Source organism: Corynebacterium hindlerae, assembly GCF_014117265.1.
GTDB classification, from domain to species: domain Bacteria; phylum Actinomycetota; class Actinomycetes; order Mycobacteriales; family Mycobacteriaceae; genus Corynebacterium; species Corynebacterium hindlerae.
Window position 1 is genome coordinate 2,061,197 of sequence record NZ_CP059833.1, and the last position, 20,067, is coordinate 2,081,263.

Sequence of the window (20,067 nt, forward strand, 5' to 3'; positions counted from 1 at the left end):
TGTTTAGTGTTTTAGTATTGTGTGCCTTGTTTATGGTGTTTTTGTTACTTAAGGGCGCACGGTGGATGCCTTGGCAATCCAAGCCGATGAAGGACGTGTAAGGCTGCGATAAGCCTCGGGGAGTTGCCAATAGAGCGTTGATCCGAGGGTGTCCGAATGGGGAAACCTGGCTACAGTGATGTGTAGTTACCTGCCCATGAATTCATAGTGGGTTTGGGGGTTACGCGGGGAAGTGAAACATCTCAGTACCCGTAGGAGAAGAAAACAAGAGTGATTCTGCTAGTAGCGGCGAGCGAACGTGGATTTTTGGCTAAACTGCATGCGTGTGATACTCGGCAGGGGTTGCGTGTGTGGGGTTGTGGGGATGAACTTTTTCCAATACTGCCGTGTTGGTCGTGTGTTTGTGTGTGTTAGGGGAAGTGGTGTGGAAATGCCTGCCGTAGACGGTGATAGCCCGGTACCTGAAAATGCATGCTGCGTGCGTGTTTGTTTCCCGAGTAGCAGCGGGCTCGTGGAATCTGCTGTGAATCTGCCGGGACCACCCGGTAAGCCTGAATACTTGGATTGACCGATAGCGGATGAGTACCGTGAGGGAATGGTGAAAAGTACCCCGGGAGGGGAGTGAAATAGTACCTGAAACCGTGTGCTTACAATCCGTCAGAGCCTTTTTTAAGGTGATGGCGTGCCTTTTGAAGAATGAGCCTGCGAGTCAGCGGCATGTCGCGAGGTTAACCCGTGTGGGGTAGTCGTAGCGAAAGCGAATACTAACGAGTGTGTTTAGTGGCATGTCTTGGACCCGAAGCGGGGTGATCTACCCATGGCCAGTGTGAAGCAGCTGTAAGAGGTTGTGGAGGCGCGAACCCACTTAGGTTGAAAACTGAGGGGATGAGTTGTGGGTAGGGGTGAAAGGCCAATCAAACTCCGTGATAGCTGGTTCTCCCCGAAATGCATTTAGGTGCAGCGTTGTGTGTTGCTTGCTGGAGGTAGAGCTACTGGTTGGTTTAGCGGGACTATCATCTTAGCGACGTCAGCCAAACTCCGAATGCCGGTTTAAGTTAGCGCAGCAGTGAGACTGCGGGGGATAAGCTTCGTAGTCGAGAGGGAAACAGCCCAGATCGCCGGTTAAGGTCCCTAAGAGTGTACTAAGTGGAAAAGGATGTGGGATCGCTTAGACAGCCAGGAGGTTGGCTTAGAAGCAGCCATCCTTGAAAGAGTGCGTAATAGCTCACTGGTCGAGTGGTTCTGCGCCGACAATGTAGTGGGGCTCAAGTACACCACCGAAGCCGCGGCAAGCAATGTTTGTTGTTTGGGTAGGGGAGCGTCGTGCACGTGTGGAAGCGCCCGGGTGACCGTGGTGTGGAGTGTGTGCGAGTGAGAATGCAGGCATGAGTAACGATTGATAAGTGAGAATCTTATCCGCCGGATGACTAAGGGTTCCTGGGTCAAGTTCGTCTTCCCAGGGTGAGTCGGGGCCTAAGGCGAGGCCGACAGGCGTAGTCGATGGATAACGGGTTGATATTCCCGTACCCGAGTGTGTGCGACCATGGTGAATCAGTGATACTAACCGCCCTGATCGTCGTCTGCGTCCTTTGGGATGTGGTTGGTGTGATGCGTGGGGCCTGATCTGGTAGTAGCTAAGTGATGGGGTGACGCAGTGAGGTAGCCGAGCCACTTATTGGATTGTGGTGTAAGCGTGTAGCCTGTGGCCTAGGTAAATCCGGGACCACGTTTTGGGTGAGGCGTGATGCGTAGACCTTTGTTGGTTGATGTTGGTGATCCTGTGCTGTCGAGAAAAGCCTCTAGCGATGTGCATATTCGGCCCGTACCCGAAACCGACACAGGTAGTCAGGTAGAGAATACTAAGGCGTTCGGGTGAACTGTGGTTAAGGAACTCGGCAAAATGCCCCCGTAACTTCGGGAGAAGGGGGGCCATGGCTGGTGATCGTCTTTTCGGTGTGAGCTGGTTGTGGTCGCAGAGAATAGAGGGAAGCGACTGTTTATTAAAAACACAGGTCCGTGCGAAGACGGTGAAGTCGATGTATACGGACTGACGCCTGCCCGGTGCTGGAAGGTTAAGAGGACCTGTTAGGTAGTAATACCGAAGCGGAGAATTTAAGCCCCAGTAAACGGCGGTGGTAACTATAACCATCCTAAGGTAGCGAAATTCCTTGTCGGGTAAGTTCCGACCTGCACGAATGGCGTAACGACTTCCCTGCTGTCTCAACCACAGGCCCGGTGAAATTGCAGTACGAGTAAAGATGCTCGTTACGCGCGGCAGGACGAAAAGACCCCGGGACCTTCACTATAGCTTGGTATTGGTGTTTGGTGCGGTTTGTGTAGGATAGGTGGGAGACTGTGATGCAGCGTCGCTAGGTGTTGTTGAGTCGTTGTTGAAATACCACTCTGATCGTAGTAGATACCTTGAACCTCGGCCCATGATCTGGGTTAGGGACAGTGCCTGGTGGGTAGTTTAACTGGGGCGGTTGCCTCCTAAAGAGTAACGGAGGCGCCCAAAGGTTCCCTCAGCCTGGTTGGCAATCAGGTGGTGAGTGTAAGTGCACAAGGGAGCTTGACTGTGAGACTGACAGGTCGAGCAGGGACGAAAGTCGGGACTAGTGATCCGGCACCTACTTGTGGATGTGGTGTCGCTCAACGGATAAAAGGTACCCCGGGGATAACAGGCTGATCTTCCCCAAGAGTCCATATCGACGGGATGGTTTGGCACCTCGATGTCGGCTCGTCGCATCCTGGGGCTGGAGTAGGTCCCAAGGGTTGGGCTGTTCGCCCATTAAAGCGGCACGCGAGCTGGGTTTAGAACGTCGTGAGACAGTTCGGTCTCTATCCGCCGCGCGCGTGGAAACTTGAGAAAGGCTGTCCCTAGTACGAGAGGACCGGGACGGACGTACCTCTGGTGTGCCAGTTGTACCGCCAGGTGCATGGCTGGTTGGCTACGTACGGAAGGGATAACCGCTGAAAGCATCTAAGCGGGAAGCCTGTTTTGAGATAAGGTTTCTTTTGAGGTTCCCTCTAGATTAGGGGGTTGATAGGCCAGATCTGGAAGCGCTGTAAGGTGTGGAGGTGACTGGTACTAATTGGCCGATAATGAAAACACCTGCCTTTGGGTGCACATGTAGTGCTAAACGTTGGGTGGAAATTAAGTGTTGTTCGTGTTCATTGTGCAGTGTCTGACGCAGCACACGGTGTGTGTGTTTGTGTTGTTGGTTGTGTCGGTGGTTGTTAGCGTGAGGGAAACGCCCGGTCCCATTCCGAACCCGGAAGCTAAGCCTTGCTGCGCCGATGGTACTGCACCTGGGAGGGTGTGGGAGAGTAGGTCACTGCCGGCCTAAAAACTTCAAACATGAAAAGCGGTGTGTGTAGGATGTGAAGTCCTAGACACACCGCTTTTCGTCATCTAGTTAATAAATATTGGCTCAAGTACGGCTCTGAAAACCACAGAACTCGGTTATAATGTTTGCTTTTATTGAACATATCCAGCGGTTTTGGAAAACCCTACTAATCGGGTGGAAAATAAAGGCGTTCGATTACATTCCCACAGGAGGCGTTGATGGCTCATCAACCTATGCACGTGGTTCTCATGGGTGTCAGTGGCTGCGGAAAAACGTCGGTAGCCAGCGCTATTAGTAACAAACTCGGCTGGCCGTACGCTGAAGCCGATGACTTCCATCCAGAAGCCAACAAAACAAAAATGGCGGCTGGCATTGCTCTGACCGATGAAGATCGTTGGCCATGGTTAGACAGTCTTAAAGACTGGATGACACACCATGCAGCTGCCGGCAACAGCACCGTCGTCACGTGCTCGGCTTTGAAAAGGTCCTATCGTGACTTGTTAACACAGGCTAAGGGGGAGGTGCTCTTTGTCCACCTCGATGGTCCACAAGAGCTCATCGCTGAGCGTATGACGAAACGTGTGGGGCACTTTATGCCGACGACGCTTCTCCCTTCGCAGTTCGCGACCCTCGAACGACTCGACGAGTCTGAAAACGGGATCACCGTCGATATCACTCCCGCAATTCCCGATCTCGTCGAGAAAGTTCTGGGCGAGATCTCCCTGCGCCAAGGATAAGAACAATGATGACGCTTCTCGCAGCGGACACCGAGCCGCTGACTCATGCTTCGAGTTCTCAACTCGCCTTGGCGGCGTGCTTGGGCATCGCCGCAATTATCCTGCTCATCACCTGGGCTAAAATTCACCCCTTCCTCTCGCTGATGCTTGGATCCGCGGTGCTGGCGCTCAGCGCTGGAATTCCGCTGGCTAAGACTTTCACCTCATTTAGCACCGGGCTGGGGTCAACAGTCGGTAGCGTAGGCGTGCTGATCGCGCTCGGTGCCATGATCGGTGCGCTGCTGGTGAGCTCGGGTGGAGCTGACCAGATTGTGGACACGTTCTTGGATCGAACGACCGTCGGCAAGCTGCCTTGGGTGATGGCTGCACTCGCGTTTATCATCGGTATTCCGCTGTTCTTCGAAGTCGGTCTGGTCTTGCTGATTCCAGTGGTTATGCTCGTTGCGCGGCGCTCCAAGATTCCGGTTATTCTACTTGGTATCCCTGCGCTTGCTGGTTTGTCGGCGCTGCATGGTTTGGTGCCGCCGCACCCTGGGCCACTGATCGCAATTGATGCGCTCAAGGCAAACTTGGGGCTCACGCTCGGCTTCGGTCTGTTGGTTGCCATTCCCACTGTGGTTATTTCCGGCCCAGTGGCTGCCAAAATGATGGTGAAGTGGGTTCCTATCCAGGCACCGGACACCTTTGATACGGAAACACCAATTGCTCGGGAGCTGCGCCCTAGTTTCTTCGTCGCGTTGTCGGTGATCTTAATGCCAGTGGTATTGATGCTGGCGAACACCGTTGCAGAAACTGCTGGCGTCGACGGGAAGTCTGCGCTCGGTACCGCCTTCGGCTTCTTTGGTAGCCCACTGGTGGCCTTGCTGATCACTGCCTTGTACGCCATGGTGATGCTCGGCCTGCGGTCCGGCAAAAACCTCAAAGAAGTATCTGACGTCGTTGGTGGTTCCTTCGCACCTATCGCGGGCATTCTGCTGATTGTTGGTGCTGGCGGCGGTTTCAAACAGACGCTCGTGGACTCGGGCGTTGCCAAAGTGATTGGTGCATGGATTGAGGGCGCACCGCTGTCGCCGTTGGTTGCCGGCTGGTTGGTTGCCGTGGCTGTCCGCTTGGCGACGGGCTCAGCAACCGTATCCACTATCACTACAGCAGGCATTATGGCGCCGGTCGCGGCGGCTGGAATGTCCGACACCCACATTGCACTGCTCGTGTTGGCTATTGGTGCCGGTTCAGTGTTCCTGTCCCATGTTAACGATGCTGGCTTCTGGTTGGTCAAGGAGTACTTCGGTATGACGGTGGGTCAAACCTTTAAGACCTGGTCTTTGATGGAAACCATTCTGTCGGTGGTTGGTCTGTTGTCGGTCCTGCTGCTGAGCTTGGTCGTTTGACATTGTGCTCAGGGAGGCTCCTTTCTAAGGAAAGAAAGGAGCCTTTTTCTATGCAAAAATCGATACCACGCCAGTGCCACAAGCAACCGTGGCGGTGAGATAGCCGATACTGACTTTGTACGGAAGACTTCCCACTTCTTTGGCAAGTGTCGACCAGGTAGAGAGCGCTCCTGCGACTCCGACACCCCAGAAGATAGGGGAGAAGTCATGGGAATAGACCCAAGCGAGTAACGCGCAGGCAATCATATTCGCGGTGAACGTACCCCACAGCGGTGGCAGGCTGCGGGCACAAAGGAGTCGAATCATGCCACCCATGACTCCACCGATAAAGACGAGCAGGACGATCATGACGTGGGCCGTTTCGCCAGTGCGTTGCCGACCTGCCACGCTGCCACGCATCCGATAACCGTGATAGCCATCGCGAGAGGATCTCGTGAGAAAGCGAAAGCGCTGAAGGTAGTGAAGCCACCGAGCACTCCTGTTCCCCAAAAAAGACCGGGGCGAAGCCGTCCCATGAGGAAACATCCCAGCAGGTTGATCGCTATCGTCACCCACACCACCGGACCGAGGACCTGGGTTAACGCAAAGCGGGCCACAGCGCCTATGCCGGCACCGCAGCCCACTTTCAGATAATCCATCACGGAAGGTAAGTTTAGCTACTTCCAGTCGCTACCTTGCTCCTGCAGGAACTTTTCTACGTCTGTAGGAGAGGCCTTCAGCTTAGGATCGAACTTCAGGTAGGCGTGAGTTTCCTTTGCAATGAAGCCGGAAAGCAGAATCAGACCGATCAGGTTTGGAAGCGCCATCAAACCATTGGCCAGGTCTGCAAGCGTCCAGACCGTCTCCAGCTCCGTGATCGCACCGAAGAACACCACCACGGTGAAAATCATGCGGTAGGGCAGCGCGCCGTGGCGGCCGACGAGACGTTCCACACAGCGCTCACCGTAGTAAGACCAGCCGATGATGGTGGAGAAGGCGAAGAACACCAGAGACACGGAGACGATAGTGCCACCCCAGTGGCCAGGGAGTCCGGCAGAGAATGCGTCAGCGGTCATCGTGCCTGCATTATCCTTACCGTTGGTCCAGGTGCCTGTGGAAATAATGACCAGGCCAGTGAACGTAACCACGACGATGGTGTCGATGAAGGTCTGTGTCATGGACACCAGGCCCTGGCGGACAGGGTGAGTGGTTTTCGCAGCGGCAGCCGCGATCGAGGCGGAACCCATACCGGACTCGTTGGAGAAGATACCGCGAGCAACACCCATTTGGAGAGCGAGGATGATGCCAGAGCCCAGGAAGCCACCAGTGGCTGCCGTGCCGCTAAATGCGTCACTAAAGATGAGAGCGAATGCTCCGGGGATCTGCTCAGCGTTGATCACCAGAACAGTAATCGCGCCCGTGATATAAATCAGGATCATCAGAGGTACGAAAGCGGACGTGACCCTACCGATCGCCTGGATGCCACCCAAGAGGACCGCACCGAGGCAGACGAACATGATAATGCCGGAGACATTAGGGGCAATGCCAAAAGCATCTTCCAGGCCGGTGGCCACAGCATTCGCCTGGGTCAGGTTGCCGATGCCGAAGCTCGCGACAATCGCGAACAAGGTGAATGCAATACCCAGGATCTTGCCTAGTGGCCCCTTAATGCCGCGCTCGAGGTAGTACTGCGGGCCACCGGATTGTTCGCCGGCGGAGTCGGTGGTACGGAAGCGAATGCCGAGAAACGCCTCGGAGTACTTGGACGCCATACCGACCAAGCCGGTTACCCACATCCAGAACAATGCGCCGGGTCCACCGACAGCGATTGCCGTGGCTACACCCACGATGTTGCCCACGCCGACAGTCGCGGCGAGTGCCGTGGTGAGGGCCTGGTAGTTCGTAATGTCGCCCTCACCGGTTTCGTCGTTAGGATCGATCAGCCCGTGCCGTAAGGCAACAAACAGCGTACGGAACTGAATGCCACGAAGCTGAATAGTGAGGATGAGACCAGTGCCCAAAAGAAGAGGGATCAGGAAGAAAGGTCCCCAAACGAAAGTATCGATATCACCCAAAAGGGTGTTGAAATCAGACATGGTTGTCTCCGCTAATTCTTGAGCTATGGTTTGCACCAACGTGGATAGACGAAGGTGATATGGATAACATTCTGCACTGTGAGGTGGGGTTTTGAAAAGCTTTCAAGGAAAAACCGGGTAATTTTATGCACTAAAGTATCGCTAGTGTGCTGGTGAGCGGTGGAAAACACCCTTCTTCGGAGCGGGGGTAGTGGAGGCTGTCCTGCAGCGCTTGGAAAAGACGGGAAAGATGGAAGGGGTACCCACGACTTTTTCGTCCAAAGGAGTAAAACATGGCACACGAGCGCGCTGGCCAACGGGCAACGTCAGCAGATCTTATTGACATCGCGGCGTTGGTGGCCGCCTACTACACCTTGGAACCTGACGTCACTATTCCGGATCAGCAAGTGGCGTTCGGCACCTCGGGCCACCGCGGTTCTGCCTTCGACACAGCCTTCAACGAGAACCACATCCTTGCTATCACCCAGGCGATCGTAGAGTACCGTGCCTCCCAAGGTATTGAGGGGCCACTGTTTATAGGTCGCGATACTCACGCGCTGTCGGAGCCGGCCATGCTGTCAGCGTTGGAGGTGCTGCTCGCCACCGACATTGAAGTGCTTGTCGACGACCGTGGCCGCTACACCCCAACCCCAGCGGTATCTCATGCCATTTTGTCCCACAACGCCAAGTTGGAAGGTGGCGTCCTTGGCACATCCCCGCAGCGCGCAGATGGCATCGTTATCACGCCATCGCACAATCCGCCGCGTGACGGTGGTTTCAAGTACAACCCACCGCATGGCGGACCTGCGGACACTGACGCCACGGACTGGATCGCTAAGCGGGCCAACGAGCTGCTGGAAAACGAGCTTGAGGGCATCGAGCTAACCCGTGTGGACGGCGTGTTGGACGAGCGTGCTACCCGCTACAACTACATGGACAACTATGTCAATGACCTGCCAAATGTGATCGACATTGAGGCTATTAAGAAGGCTGGCGTGCGCATTGGAGCTGACCCAATGGGCGGCGCTTCCGTGGACTACTGGGGGCGCATCGCTGAAGTTCACGGCCTGGATTTGACCGTCGTGAACCCTGAGGTAGACGCTACCTGGCGCTTCATGACCCTCGATACCGACGGCAAGATCCGGATGGACTGCTCCTCCCCGAATGCGATGGCATCGCTGATCGACAACCGAGACAAGTTCGACATTGCTACCGGCAACGATGCCGACGCTGATCGCCATGGAATCGTCACCCCAGATGCGGGGCTGATGAACCCGAACCACTACCTGGCTGTCGCAATTGATTACCTGTTCGCTCACCGTCCAGGGTGGGGAGAGCACACCGCCGTCGGTAAGACGCTTGTTTCCTCCTCCATGATTGACCGCGTCGTGGCGGCGCTGGGCCGTGACCTTGTGGAGGTTCCGGTCGGCTTTAAGTGGTTTGTGCCAGGGCTTGTCGACGGCTCCGTCGGCTTCGGTGGCGAGGAGTCTGCTGGTGCGTCCTTCCTGCGTCACGACGGCACCGTGTGGTCGACCGATAAAGATGGCATCATTCTCGACCTGTTGGCCGCAGAAATCATCGCGGTAACCGGTAAGACTCCGTCTCAGCGCTACGCCGAGCTTGCCGACGAGTATGGCGCGCCTGCTTATGCTCGCACGGACGCCGAGGCTAATCGCGAGCAAAAGGCTGTACTCAAGAAGCTGTCCCCGGAGCAGGTGACTGCCACTGAGCTGGCGGGGGAGCCGATTGTCGCGAAGATGACCGAAGCTCCAGGCAATGGCGCCGCAATCGGTGGTCTTAAGGTCACCACCGAGAATGCGTGGTTTGCAGCCCGGCCATCCGGCACGGAAGATAAGTACAAGATTTACGCTGAGTCCTTCAAGGGGGAAGAACACCTCAAGCAGGTTCAGCAGGAAGCCCAGGCGCTGGTTTCGGAAGTGCTGGGTAATTCCTAGTTAATTGCCAGCCACTACGCGGAAAGTTGTATATATGTCAACTAATATAAGGGGTCGGACTGTGTTCACAGTGCTCAGCATCGTGGCGCGGTTCGGGCTGGCGCTGGTGTGGCTGGTCTCGGGCTATCAAAAGATGGCCAATCCCATGGGTTTTCGACAGTCGATTCAGGCATATGAGCTGTTTTCGCCGGGGCTAGTGGAGGTTATTGCACTCACACTTCCTCCTGTGGAAATAGTGCTGGGACTTTTCCTCCTGTGTGGGCTGTTCTTGCGGCCCGCCGCAATGGTTACAGCAGTGATCATGGTCGGGTTCATCGCAGGGATCAGCTCCGCGGCGATCCGTGGCCTGGAAATCGATTGTGGCTGCTTCTCCTCGGGGTCTGGGGAGTCAGGCTCCTTGGGGTGGGCGATCGCCCGTGACGTGCTGTTTTTAGCGATGGCTGTGTGGGCAGTGAAGTTCCCATTTCGGAAACTGGCACTTCACCCCTAAAGTGAGAGATAACAGCAGGAAAACAAGTAAAGGTTGACTTCACGTGAGTAATAAAATCAAGAGCCCAAATGAGAAGAGCAATGGCTTCCTCTGGGCATTGGTGGCTGTCCTCGTAATTGCCGTAGCTGTGGTTGGCTACATCTTCGTCAGTGGCAAAGGCGCCAAGATTGAAAAAATCACCGAAGGGTTCGAGAAAACTGAGGCCACCTTCGACTTGTCCATGAAAGACAACGCCTACCAGCTCAAGTCGGACAAGGCTACTAACTCAACTCCACAGGTAGACCTGTATGAAGACTTCTCTTGCCCGCACTGCTCAGACCTGGCCATTGCAACGGACAAGGACATGCTGGCCGCTGTCGATGCCGGTGAGCTGATCGTCAATATCCGCACTCTGCACTTCCTGGATCGTGGCAACAACGACGGCCACTCCACCCGCGCCGGTGATGCCCTCCGCGTCGTCGCTCAAACTGGCGACGCAAGTGCGTATTGGAACTTCCGTGACCTCCTTATGCAGAAGCAGCAGGAGATCTACAGCAAGTGGACCATGCAGGACTTCGCCGACGCTGCGAAGCAGGTCGGTGCCAGCGACGAAGCCGTCAAGCAGATTGCTGAACTTCCGGCAGATCACGCAGAAGCCGTGAAGGTTTTTGAGGCTAATGCTGAGAAGCTTCAGGAAGAAACCGGCAAGGTATCTTCCCCTCGCGTGATTAAGGATGGCAAGGACATCGAAGATTTGCAGAACTGGGTGGCAGTGGCCAAGCAGTCCTAGTTCCGCACCCCTCTTCTGCGCCCCGCTTCTTTAAAGTGGGGCGCTTTTTACGTTGGGCTATCGGTTCAGGAGTAGGTAAAGAAGAGTGTGCCGTCTAGTGACTGGTGCCGTAGGTCTTGCCTTTGGCCTGGTGGTTGCGGTAACGAACAAGATTTGTGCGCCTATATGACCCGGACCTTGTTGTACATGCTCTGGCTTGTCTTTACCACGGAATCTAAGCGCCAAATCGAGCGTACGCTTGGGATTTTTCGAGCGTTTTTCGTCCCATCGGAACGCTTGATTCACGTGACTTCGGCGAGGGGATACTAACCCCGGGGGCATTCTGCGGTGTAAGCATTTTATACTTATACGCGCATAGCAGACTACGCTGTCTACTCATGAACGCAGTACTAATTGCCGTACTTATCATGCTTTTCCTCGCGGTTTCTCGCGTGCATGTCGTACTTTCGTTGTTTGTTGGGGCGGTTGTGGGTGGGCTCGTTGCCGGGCTTGGTCTTGACGGAACCATGGTCGCTTTTGAAGAAGGGCTTTCCGGTGGTGCGAAGCTAGCTCTGAGCTACGCCCTTCTTGGTGCTTTCGCGATGGCGGTGGCCAGTGCGGGATTGCCTAAGCTGCTCGCGAACAAACTGATCGGTGCGTTGAAGGTTGAGAGTGAGTCGGCTAAGAAAAACGCCGAAGCTGCCACCAAGTGGGGCATTGTCGTCGGTATTCTCGCGATGGCCGTTATGAGTCAGAACCTGATTCCGGTCCACATTGCATTCATTCCACTGATCGTCCCTCCGCTGCTCAAGGTCTTTAACCATCTGCGGCTGGATCGTCGCGCTGTGGCCTGCATTATCACCGGTGGCATGATCACCACGTACATGTGGGTGCCGCTGGGCTTCGGTTCCATCTATCTCAACGATATTCTCCTCGGCAACATCGATAAGGCGGGTATGTCCACCGAAGGCATCAATGTCATGTCTGCCATGGCGATTCCTGCCGTAGGTATGATCGCTGGTCTGCTCATTGCTGTGTTGTTCAGCTACCGGAAACCGCGCACCTACCAAGACTTGCCTATTCAAGGGACCGTCGACAAGGATGAGCCGGTGTCTCGGTATAAAATTATCGTATCGGTGATCGCGATCATTGCTACCTTCACGGTGCAGGTAGCAATGCAAGCACTCGACTTGGAGGCAGATTCCCTGCTGGTCGGCGCGCTGATTGGCCTGGCGATTTTCCTTGGTACGGGCGCCGTGAATTGGCGTGAAGCTGACGACGTGTTCACTGCAGGCATGAAAATGATGGCGCTCATCGGCTTCATCATGATCACCGCTCAAGGGTTTGCTGCTGTCATGTCTGCCACCGGCCACGTGGAAACCCTCGTGGATTCCTCCGCCGCGCTGTTCCAAGGTAATAAAACCGCAGCTGCGGGGGCGATGCTTGTGGTTGGTTTGATTGTGACCATGGGCATTGGGTCCAGCTTTTCGACGTTGCCGATCATCGCCACGATTTACGTGCCGCTATGCATGTCCATGGGATTCTCCCCGCTAGCAACGGTCGCGCTCGTCGGTACGGCAGGCGCGTTGGGCGACGCCGGTTCCCCGGCATCGGATTCCACCCTGGGGCCGACATCGGGTCTTAACGCTGATGGACAGCACGATCACATCCGGGACTCGGTCATCCCGACGTTCCTGCACTTCAACTTGCCGTTGCTGGTGGCGGGTTGGGTTGCTGCCATGGTTCTCTAGTCGCCGGGGGAGGCTTCATGATCCTCCCCGTTGACATCCGCTTTGACCTGCGGATTTGGTTAATCTTTCGCGGGTCATGTACTTTAAACAGGCATTCACTTTTAGCCGGAGGTTTAAATCTGGCTGTGAAGTGTTACGTGCGGGGCTATGGCGCAGCTGGTAGCGCACCACACTGGCAGTGTGGGGGTCACGGGTTCGAGTCCCGTTAGCTCCACCACTATTAAGCACCTCGGTTTCAGGGAACTGACCGAGGTGCTTTTGTCGCTTAACCCCGGAAGCTCGACCCCGACATTACGCCCCCGAGGTCGCTCCAAAAATGCCTCCGCGAGCCCGAACTTCGGGAGGGTAATGTCGGGGTCAACGCATAAACAGCCCGACGGGTTTTAAAGCCTTGATAGGGCAAACCGCACCGCTCTGCTCGAAGGTGAGCGCTATTTGCAACAGCAGGGAAACATTCCTGGTTTACTTTTTGAAGCCACCGGGTTTTTATTGTCTACCAATCGGCCCGCCTCTTAAATGGAAAGCCCGGCTGTCTAGTGATATGCTTACCGGACTCATATTTTGTCCCTTAAGCGTCGTCACATTACCCCCGTATTGTGAGGGGAGAGTCAGGAACTGTCGGATGGTGGCACAATAAGAGCTATGACTGAAAATTCCCCTATCACTGTCCTTGACCGCGAAGCATCTTTCGCAAAGCTGGGAACGCAGCAGCTCGGCCGGTTGGTTGTCCGCCGCAAAGAAGAGTTCGATATTTTCCCGGTGAATTATGTCCTCGACGGTGAAGACATCTACTTCCGCTCCGCGGAAGGTTCAAAGCTGTTTACTGTGGCATTGAATAGCGAAGTGTTGTTTGAGGCTGATGAGGTTTCCGAGGGCCACGCGTGGTCTGTGGTGGTTCGTGGTGAGGCACACCTGCTGACCTCGAATAAAGAGATCCAGCATGCGGATTCGTTGCCGTTGAAGCCGTGGATTCCAACATTGAAGTACAACTTTGTCAAGATCGTGGCACACGATATTTCGGGCCGAGAGTTCGATCTCGGTGAAGAACCAGAGCGTTACTAGCTCACGGTGCCTCCCTCCCGGTGACGGGGTGGGAGGCTCTTTTGGTTTTAGTCGCGCCACCAGGAGTCTTGGGGAGTGACCGGGGTGGTGCGCTTATGGCGCCCGATGCGCCATAGATGCTCAATGCGCTGGGCTGCTGCTACTGGAACATTAGCGGTGCCTTCGACGTAGTCGTCGATGTCGGCGTATGAGACCCCTAGGGCGATTTCGTCGGGTTGCATCGGTTTGTCGTCTTCGAGGTCAGCAGTAGGTATTTTTTTCCACGTGGATTCCGGCGCCCCGAGCGTCGATAAGAGCGCTGCCCCTTGGCGCTTTGACAGTCCGAAGAGGGGCAGAACGTCTGCGCCGCCGTCGCCAAACTTGGTGAAAAACCCGGTGACGTTCTCTGCCGCGTGGTCGCTGCCAATGACAAGAAGACCTTTTTCGCCGGCGAGTGCGTATTGCGCGATCATTCGTTGGCGAGCTTTGACGTTGCCGCGGTTGAAATCGCCAAGGTTCTCCTGCCCGAGCGCCTGGGCGACCGCTGCTTCCATAGCCGCCGTGGCGGGTTTGATGTTGACTGTTACCTCGTGGTCGGCGCGAATGAATTCTAGAGCGATACGTGCGTCCTCCTCATCGGCCTGCACGCCGTGAGGCAGGCGCATCGCCCAAAATTCAGCGTCGTAGCCTTCTGTGCGCAGCTTTTCGACGGCTAACTGCGCCAATCGACCTGCCACCGTAGAATCCTGACCGCCGGAAATCCCCAACACATAACCCCGCAGCCCCGTGCTGCGCAGGTAATCTGCGAGGAATTGGACGCGGGAATTGATCTCCTCCTGGGGGTCGATCGTTGGGCGGGTGTGCAATGCTGCGACGATTTCGCTTCTCACTGACATGACATACAGCATAGTGAAGTGGCAGGGTTATTAGACGTGAATGTTCAGACTCAAGTACCCGGCTATGCCCGGCTCGTTGCCCTTATTGCTGCGCTGGGCGGTGTCCTGTTTGGATACGACACCGGTGTGATGTCCGGGGCGCTGCTCTATATCGGTAAGGACTACCAGCTCACGCCCGCGACGGAAGGTTCCATCACTTCGATGCTGCTCGTCGGGGCAGCACTAGGGGCGTTGCTCGGCGGACGAGTCGCTGACGCCCTCGGCCGTAAGCTCACCTTGATCCTCGGCGGAGTGGTGTTCGTAGTGGGATCCCTTGCCTGTGCGGTCGCGACCTCCGTGCCGATGCTGGGGGCCGCCCGCACTCTGCTCGGCTTCGCCGTTGGCCTGGTCTCGATCGTGGTGCCGATGTACATCTCCGAAATGGTCCCACCTGCGGTGCGCGGCTCGCTCGTTTCCCTCAACACCCTCATGATTGTGGTGGGGCAGTTACTCGCCTTTCTCACTAACTCGGCGCTAGCCCACACTGGAAACTGGCGACTCATGCTGGGGCTGGCCGCCATCCCCGGAGCCATCCTGGCCGTGGGCATGATGTTCATGACAGACTCCCCAACCTGGCTGTACCGCAAAGGTAAAACAGCGGAGGCTGACGCTGTGGCGCAGCGGGTGGCGTTGAAAGAATCCGGGTCTGCTGATCCACGATCCGCGAAGCAAACCCGACGAGAAGAAAAAGAAGCACTGAAAATCCGGTGGGTGCGAACCACCGTGATCATTGCCGTCCTCGTAGGCATCACGCAGCAAATAACCGGCGTAAACGCAATTGTGTACTTTGCGCCGAAGATGATGAATATGGTGGGGATTTCCACTGAAAATGCGGTCTATACGTCCATTGTGATCGGTAGCGTCAGCGTTATCGCGTGCTGGGTCGGCATGATGCTGGTGGACAAGGTGGGGCGGCGTCGCCTGCTGACGATTGGCCTGAGCGGAACGACGACATCCCTCATCCTGCTCGCGGTCGCCTACAACTTTGCTGAAACAAACGCCAGCATCTCCTGGGCCGTATTGATCCTCATGGCACTGTTTATCGCGTTCCAACAAGCGGCGGTGTCTCTGACAACCTGGCTCCTACTCAGTGAACTGGTGCCACAACAAGCACGTGGTCTTGGCATGGGCATTGCCGGACTTGGCCTGTGGACAGCAAACTGGGCAGTAGCCCAGGGATTCCTGCCCATGGTCAGCGCCATCGGCGGCCCAGCCTCCTTCATTGTCTTCGCAGTGCTAGGTGGATCTGCGCTAGTGTTCGTGCTTCGCTATGTTCCCGAAACCGCCGGCCGGAGTCTGACGGAAATTTCCGAGGACATGCGGGCACGTCACTCCCGTTTTGGTAAAAGCGCCACTGTCGGTTAACATAGATGTTCGTGTCATGGCTGGCACCGTTGTCAGCCGTCGAGAGTCGCCGCATTCCCGCGCGTGGCTCCATTCTCATCGCGCATTAAAGAAAGGAGCGCCCGAATGAAGGTCCGTAAATCCCTTCGGTCGCTGAAGAACAAGCCGGGCGCCCAGGTTGTGCGTCGCCGTGGCAAGGTCTACGTCATCAACAAGAAAGAGCCACGCTTCAAGGCTCGCCAGGGCTAATCCCTGAGTATAAGCGCCCGTGCCGGTTTCGGCACGGGCGTTTTGTTTTGTCCCTGAACCCCCTTTGCGTTTAGCCGAGGGGCCCTTTTCGTATGCCGATGTTGTGTTGATACTCGGTGGGGATAGCGTTGTCGCAAGAGAGCTGGTCGGCCTGTTTCTTGGTTTGCTTGGCTTTCGTTTGGTTGGGGCAAGACAATTACTTTGGCGAGTGCGTCGTGACCGAAGCGTTGCTGCCTGGCGATTTCTAGTGGATCGTCAGGCAGTTGCGTTTTCGAGTGAAGCCACCACTCGATCATTCTTCGTTGTCTTTCCCCGCCCCTGCCTCGGTGCAGGCGTGCGAGGAGTTTTAGTTGTGCGTTGATTCCTCCTTCTAACCTCAAGCAATATAAAACATGCATTTGCATACCTTGACCAGGACCTATCGCGTACAACAGACACACTTTCTGCTACTTACCCCCCTTTCTCTGTAAAACCCGTGAAGCGTTTCCCGGGTTTCGGTAGGTTTTCTTGCTGCAGACCTGCTATTTCTGTGTTTTGGTCCCGAGATCCGGGGAATGCCTCCCGGGTTTTAGTGCTCGAGGGAGAGTCGGGATAGCAAGTGGCTACCGGTGAGCTTTCTAGCAAGGCCAAATATAACAATTCGGTAACGAGGGGAGGGGGCGAGCTGGGGAAATGTCATGAGTGTAAGTCGGGAAGGTACAACGATGTAATTTGCAGCGAGTGGGAAGCGCAACATGTAGTGTCGCCGTTTGGCTGGATCCTGCAAATACTCACGTTGTAACTACTACATCTAGTATCCTTTGCACTTTTTGGCCACAACGTATAGTGTCTTTTCTTGTCACCGAAACACAAGACACTGGCTCAACGGCCCGGTGGAAAAGCTTCGGTTAGTTCGTTAGTTTTCGGAATCTTCCTCTCTCTGTATCGCTAGATGCAGGAGCTAGTCTCTTAAGGATCGATCAACATGGCAATCACCGTTTACAGCAAGCCAGCTTGTGTCCAGTGCGTAGCAACCAAGAAGGCCCTCGATCGTGCTGGTCTCGAGTACAACTTGGTTGATATCAGCATGGACGATGATGCTCGTGACTATGTCATGGCACTTGGCTACCTGCAGGCGCCTGTCGTGGAAGCTAACGGCGAGCACTGGTCGGGTTTCCGTCCAGAGCGCATCCGCAGCCTCGCTGCTGAGGTTGCTTAAGTACTAACCGTTCGGTCCCTGTAGATCCGCAAGAGACCGGATCGCTGTCAAGAGATTCCACAGGGACATCAATTAAAATGCCCGCCCTCTACATGTAGATTGAGGGCGGCCTTTGTTTTGTATCCCCCGCATTGCAGAGAACACCATGCTCATCGTCTATTTTTCTTCCGCCACAGGAAACACCCACCGGTTCGTCGAAAAGCTCGGCTTTCCTAGTGCCCGAATTCCGATGCACAAGAGTGACGAACCACTGGTCGTCGATGAGCCTTATGTGCTGATCTGTCCAACGTATGGGGGAGGGGCGTCCATTACTGGGGTGAACTCCAAACCTGTCCCAGTGCAGGTCATTCGATTCCTCAACAATGAGCACAATCGTAGCCTGATCCGAGCCGTGATCGCAGGAGGGAACTCCAACTTCGGCACGGATTTCGGGGTGGCGGGCGATGTGATCTCGAAGAAATGCGGCGTGCCCTATGTTTATCGCTTTGAGTTGATGGGCAATGAAGAAGACGTCCGCATTGTTCGTGGCGGGCTCCTCGATAATGCCACTCAACTCGGTTTGACGGCAGCGTAAGCTGCGCGAACAACGTACTCTAGAATCCGAAACTCCAACTACGTAAGAGGAAACCTGACGTGACCATCACTAATGAATCCATCAAGGATCCCATGGCTGCTGCAGATCAGCTTGATTACCACGCGCTCAACGCGCTGTTGAATCTGTATGACAACGACGGCAAGATCCAGTTCGATAAGGACCGCGCCGCCGCCCGTCAGTTCTTCCTCCAGCACGTGAACCAAAACACCGTGTTCTTCCACAACCTGAAGGAAAAGCTCGACTACCTGCTGGAAAACAACTATTACGAGCAGGAAGTGCTCGATAAGTACGACTTCGAGTTTGTTAAATCCCTATTCAAGCGCGCATACGCGGCGAAATTCCGCTTTACCACCTTCCTCGGCGCCTACAAGTACTACACTTCGTACACCCTCAAGACCTTCGACGGTAAGCGCTACCTGGAACGTTTCGAAGACCGCGTCTGCATGGTCGCACTGACCCTCGCAGCCGGCGACAAGACCATGGCCGAAAACCTGGTTGACGAGATCATCTCCGGCCGTTTCCAGCCGGCAACTCCGACCTTCCTCAACTCCGGTAAAGCTCAGCGCGGCGAGCCAGTTTCCTGCTTCCTGCTGCGCATCGAGGACAACATGGAGTCCATTGGCCGCGCCATCAATTCCGCGCTGCAGCTGTCCAAGCGTGGCGGTGGTGTGGCGCTGTTGCTGTCCAACCTTCGTGAAGCGGGAGCTCCGATCAAGAAGATCCAGAATCAGTCCTCTGGTGTGATCCCCGTGATGAAGCTGCTCGAGGACTCCTTCTCTTACGCCAACCAGCTGGGCGCTCGCCAGGGTGCTGGCGCGGTGTACCTGCACGCGCACCACCCGGACATCATGAAGTTTCTGGACACTAAGCGTGAGAATGCCGATGAGAAGGTGCGCATTAAGACGCTGTCCCTCGGCGTAGTGATCCCTGACATCACCTTTGAGCTGGCGAAGAAGAACGATGACATGTACTTGTTCTCGCCTTACGATGTTGAGCGAGTCTACGGCAAGCCATTCGCCGACGTGCCGATCTCTGAGCACTACCACGAGATGGTAGAAGACGGTCGGATCCGCAAGACGAAGATCAACGCTCGCCAGTTCTTCCAAACGCTGGCAGAGATCCAGTTCGAATCTGGCTACCCATACATTATGTTTGAGGACACGGTGAATGAAGCGAACCCAATTGCCGGGCGCATCACTCACTCGAACCTATGCTCTGAAATCCTTCAGATTTCCACGCCGTCCACGTTTAATGCAGACCTGTCTTACAAGGAAGTTGGCGAGGACATTTCCTGCAACCTCGGTTCGCTGAACATTGCGTTGACCATGGATTCGCCGAACTTCTCCCAGACCGTGGAGACTGCGATCCGTGGTTTGACCGCAGTGTCTGAACAGACCTCCATCGACTCAGTGCCGTCTGTGAAGAAGGGCAACGAAGCCGCCCACGCTATCGGCCTCGGCCAGATGAACCTACACGGCTACCTGGGGCGCGAGCGTATTCACTACGGCTCGGAAGAAGCACTCGACTTCACCAACGTCTACTTCGCGGCCATTCTGTACGAAGCAATCAAGGCGTCTACCAAGATCGCGCAGGAACGTGGGCAGCGTTTCCAGGGCTTCGAGACATCTGAGTACGCCAGCGGCGCATACTTCGATCGCTTCGACCCGGCTGATTTCCAGCCTAAGACCGACCGCGTGAAGGAAATCTTCGCGCAGTCCTCCGTGCGCATTCCGGACACGGAGGCATGGGAAGCGCTGAAGCGTGAGGTCATGGAGCATGGCATGTTCAACCGCAACCTGCAGGCTGTGCCACCAACGGGATCGATTTCCTACATCAACCACTCCACGTCGTCGATCCACCCCATTGCTTCCCGCATTGAGATCCGTAAGGAAGGCAAGATCGGTCGCGTATACTACCCGGCGCCGTTCATGACCAACGACAACCTTGAGTTCTTCGAAGACGCCTACGAGATCGGCTTCGAGAAGATCATCGACACCTACGCCGTCGCCACCAAGTACGTGGATCAGGGGCTGTCTTTGACGCTGTTCTTCAAGGACACTGCCACTACCCGCGACATCAACCGTGCGCAAATCTACGCGTGGCGTAAGGGCATCAAGACTATCTACTACATCCGCCTGCGTCAAACCGCGCTGGAAGGTACAGAGGTAGAGGGCTGCGTTAGCTGCATGCTGTAACAGCTGATGGGCGTCGCTAAGCAAGCTGCTTAACGACGCC

16 protein-coding genes, 1 tRNA gene, 2 rRNA genes and 1 pseudogene are annotated in these 20,067 nt (G+C 55.5%); 15 read left to right on the top strand and 5 right to left on the bottom strand.

What is annotated here, in order from left to right:
• Positions 1 to 37 precede the first annotated feature (37 nt).
• The 4 genes from HW450_RS09970 (at position 38) to HW450_RS09985 (ending at position 5,472) form a co-directional block, all read left to right on the top strand.
• Positions 38 to 3,112: ribosomal RNA gene (locus HW450_RS09970) — 23S ribosomal RNA — on the top strand.
• Positions 3,113 to 3,226: 114 nt separating this feature from the next.
• Positions 3,227 to 3,344 (top strand): 5S ribosomal RNA (rrf, locus tag HW450_RS09975).
• 221 nt (positions 3,345 to 3,565) lie between these two features.
• Complete coding sequence (locus HW450_RS09980) at positions 3,566 to 4,084, top strand: gluconokinase (RefSeq protein WP_182385478.1); 519 nt, start codon at positions 3,566 to 3,568, stop codon at positions 4,082 to 4,084.
• A gap of 5 nt (positions 4,085 to 4,089) precedes the next feature.
• On the top strand, positions 4,090 to 5,472 hold the full coding sequence (locus tag HW450_RS09985; RefSeq protein ID WP_182385479.1) for a GntP family permease: 1,383 nt from the start codon (positions 4,090 to 4,092) through the stop codon (positions 5,470 to 5,472).
• 48 nt (positions 5,473 to 5,520) lie between these two features.
• On the opposite strand, the gene HW450_RS09990 is transcribed toward HW450_RS09985, so the two are convergent.
• From HW450_RS09990 to HW450_RS10000, 3 genes are read right to left on the bottom strand one after another with little or no spacing between them, the layout of a single operon-like run.
• Positions 5,521 to 5,871 carry a FluC/FEX family fluoride channel gene (locus HW450_RS09990; protein ID WP_232843242.1) on the bottom strand — a complete coding sequence of 117 codons (351 nt, stop codon included), beginning with the start codon at positions 5,869 to 5,871 and terminating at the stop codon, positions 5,521 to 5,523.
• A complete protein-coding gene (locus HW450_RS09995; protein ID WP_182387498.1) occupies positions 5,817 to 6,110 on the bottom strand; it encodes a fluoride efflux transporter family protein in 294 nt (97 codons plus the stop codon). Before HW450_RS09995 ends, HW450_RS09990 begins: the two co-directional genes overlap by 55 nt.
• Positions 6,111 to 6,128: 18 nt before the next feature.
• Positions 6,129 to 7,547, bottom strand: a complete 1,419-nt coding sequence (locus HW450_RS10000; RefSeq protein ID WP_182385480.1) for an alanine/glycine:cation symporter family protein — start codon at positions 7,545 to 7,547, stop codon at positions 6,129 to 6,131.
• A 272-nt stretch (positions 7,548 to 7,819) separates the two neighbouring features.
• Here HW450_RS10000 and pgm point away from each other — a divergent pair, with 272 nt between their 5' ends.
• From pgm to HW450_RS10030, 6 genes are all read left to right on the top strand, one after another.
• Positions 7,820 to 9,481 (top strand): phosphoglucomutase (alpha-D-glucose-1,6-bisphosphate-dependent), encoded by a 1,662-nt coding sequence (gene pgm, locus HW450_RS10005; protein ID WP_182385481.1) that lies wholly within the window; start codon positions 7,820 to 7,822, stop codon positions 9,479 to 9,481.
• A gap of 61 nt (positions 9,482 to 9,542) precedes the next feature.
• Positions 9,543 to 9,971 carry a MauE/DoxX family redox-associated membrane protein gene (locus HW450_RS10010; protein ID WP_232843243.1) on the top strand — a complete coding sequence of 143 codons (429 nt, stop codon included), beginning with the start codon at positions 9,543 to 9,545 and terminating at the stop codon, positions 9,969 to 9,971.
• A gap of 43 nt (positions 9,972 to 10,014) precedes the next feature.
• Positions 10,015 to 10,740, top strand: a complete 726-nt coding sequence (locus HW450_RS10015; protein WP_182385483.1) for a DsbA family protein — start codon at positions 10,015 to 10,017, stop codon at positions 10,738 to 10,740.
• Between the two features lie 377 nt (positions 10,741 to 11,117).
• Positions 11,118 to 12,470 (top strand): Na+/H+ antiporter family protein, encoded by a 1,353-nt coding sequence (locus HW450_RS10020; protein WP_182385484.1) that lies wholly within the window; start codon positions 11,118 to 11,120, stop codon positions 12,468 to 12,470.
• Between the two features lie 141 nt (positions 12,471 to 12,611).
• Positions 12,612 to 12,687 (top strand) — tRNA-Ala (locus HW450_RS10025).
• Between the two features lie 425 nt (positions 12,688 to 13,112).
• A complete protein-coding gene (locus HW450_RS10030; protein ID WP_182385485.1) occupies positions 13,113 to 13,532 on the top strand; it encodes a pyridoxamine 5'-phosphate oxidase family protein in 420 nt (139 codons plus the stop codon).
• Positions 13,533 to 13,579: 47 nt separating this feature from the next.
• Here HW450_RS10030 and nadE read toward each other — a convergent pair whose 3' ends face one another.
• The gene (gene nadE, locus HW450_RS10035) at positions 13,580 to 14,407 is read right to left on the bottom strand and encodes an ammonia-dependent NAD(+) synthetase (RefSeq protein WP_182385486.1); all 828 of its coding nucleotides are present in this window, start codon (positions 14,405 to 14,407) and stop codon (positions 13,580 to 13,582) included.
• 36 nt (positions 14,408 to 14,443) lie between these two features.
• Here nadE and HW450_RS10040 point away from each other — a divergent pair, with 36 nt between their 5' ends.
• Together HW450_RS10040 and ykgO are read left to right on the top strand one after the other, a co-directional pair.
• Positions 14,444 to 15,811 carry a sugar porter family MFS transporter gene (locus tag HW450_RS10040; RefSeq protein ID WP_232843244.1) on the top strand — a complete coding sequence of 456 codons (1,368 nt, stop codon included), beginning with the start codon at positions 14,444 to 14,446 and terminating at the stop codon, positions 15,809 to 15,811.
• Positions 15,812 to 15,916: 105 nt separating this feature from the next.
• Positions 15,917 to 16,039, top strand: a complete 123-nt coding sequence (gene ykgO, locus HW450_RS10045) for a type B 50S ribosomal protein L36 (protein WP_005511141.1) — start codon at positions 15,917 to 15,919, stop codon at positions 16,037 to 16,039.
• 70 nt (positions 16,040 to 16,109) lie between these two features.
• Here ykgO and HW450_RS10050 read toward each other — a convergent pair.
• Positions 16,110 to 16,413: pseudogene (locus HW450_RS10050) on the bottom strand (IS256 family transposase); the annotation flags it as partial.
• A gap of 590 nt (positions 16,414 to 17,003) precedes the next feature.
• Between HW450_RS10050 and nrdH the strand changes: the two are divergent.
• The 3 genes from nrdH (at position 17,004) to nrdE (ending at position 20,027) form a co-directional block, all read left to right on the top strand.
• Positions 17,004 to 17,237: a glutaredoxin-like protein NrdH gene (gene nrdH / locus HW450_RS10055; RefSeq protein ID WP_182385488.1), complete on the top strand. Its 234-nt coding sequence runs from the start codon at positions 17,004 to 17,006 to the stop codon at positions 17,235 to 17,237.
• Positions 17,238 to 17,382: 145 nt separating this feature from the next.
• Positions 17,383 to 17,811: a class Ib ribonucleoside-diphosphate reductase assembly flavoprotein NrdI gene (gene nrdI, locus HW450_RS10060; RefSeq protein ID WP_182385489.1), complete on the top strand. Its 429-nt coding sequence runs from the start codon at positions 17,383 to 17,385 to the stop codon at positions 17,809 to 17,811.
• 92 nt (positions 17,812 to 17,903) lie between these two features.
• The gene (nrdE, locus tag HW450_RS10065; protein ID WP_182387500.1) at positions 17,904 to 20,027 is read left to right on the top strand and encodes a class 1b ribonucleoside-diphosphate reductase subunit alpha; all 2,124 of its coding nucleotides are present in this window, start codon (positions 17,904 to 17,906) and stop codon (positions 20,025 to 20,027) included.
• Positions 20,028 to 20,067 lie beyond the last annotated feature (40 nt).

What these genes read in the sequence shown, in the direction of transcription:
- HW450_RS09980 (WP_182385478.1), top strand. Translation starts at nt 3,566, where the DNA reads ATGGCTCATCAACCTATGCACGTGGTTCTCATGGGTGTCAGTGGCTGC.
- ykgO (WP_005511141.1), top strand. Translation starts at nt 15,917, where the DNA reads ATGAAGGTCCGTAAATCCCTTCGGTCGCTGAAGAACAAGCCGGGCGCC.
- HW450_RS09990 (WP_232843242.1), bottom strand. Translation starts at nt 5,871, where the DNA reads ATGCGTGGCAGCGTGGCAGGTCGGCAACGCACTGGCGAAACGGCCCAC.
- nrdH (WP_182385488.1), top strand. Translation starts at nt 17,004, where the DNA reads ATGGCAATCACCGTTTACAGCAAGCCAGCTTGTGTCCAGTGCGTAGCA.
- pgm (WP_182385481.1), top strand. Translation starts at nt 7,820, where the DNA reads ATGGCACACGAGCGCGCTGGCCAACGGGCAACGTCAGCAGATCTTATT.
- HW450_RS09995 (WP_182387498.1), bottom strand. Translation starts at nt 6,110, where the DNA reads ATGGATTATCTGAAAGTGGGCTGCGGTGCCGGCATAGGCGCTGTGGCC.
- HW450_RS10000 (WP_182385480.1), bottom strand. Translation starts at nt 7,547, where the DNA reads ATGTCTGATTTCAACACCCTTTTGGGTGATATCGATACTTTCGTTTGG.
- HW450_RS10020 (WP_182385484.1), top strand. Translation starts at nt 11,118, where the DNA reads ATGAACGCAGTACTAATTGCCGTACTTATCATGCTTTTCCTCGCGGTT.
- nrdI (WP_182385489.1), top strand. Translation starts at nt 17,383, where the DNA reads ATGCTCATCGTCTATTTTTCTTCCGCCACAGGAAACACCCACCGGTTC.
- HW450_RS09985 (WP_182385479.1), top strand. Translation starts at nt 4,090, where the DNA reads ATGATGACGCTTCTCGCAGCGGACACCGAGCCGCTGACTCATGCTTCG.
- nrdE (WP_182387500.1), top strand. Translation starts at nt 17,904, where the DNA reads ATGGCTGCTGCAGATCAGCTTGATTACCACGCGCTCAACGCGCTGTTG.
- HW450_RS10030 (WP_182385485.1), top strand. Translation starts at nt 13,113, where the DNA reads ATGACTGAAAATTCCCCTATCACTGTCCTTGACCGCGAAGCATCTTTC.
- nadE (WP_182385486.1), bottom strand. Translation starts at nt 14,407, where the DNA reads ATGTCAGTGAGAAGCGAAATCGTCGCAGCATTGCACACCCGCCCAACG.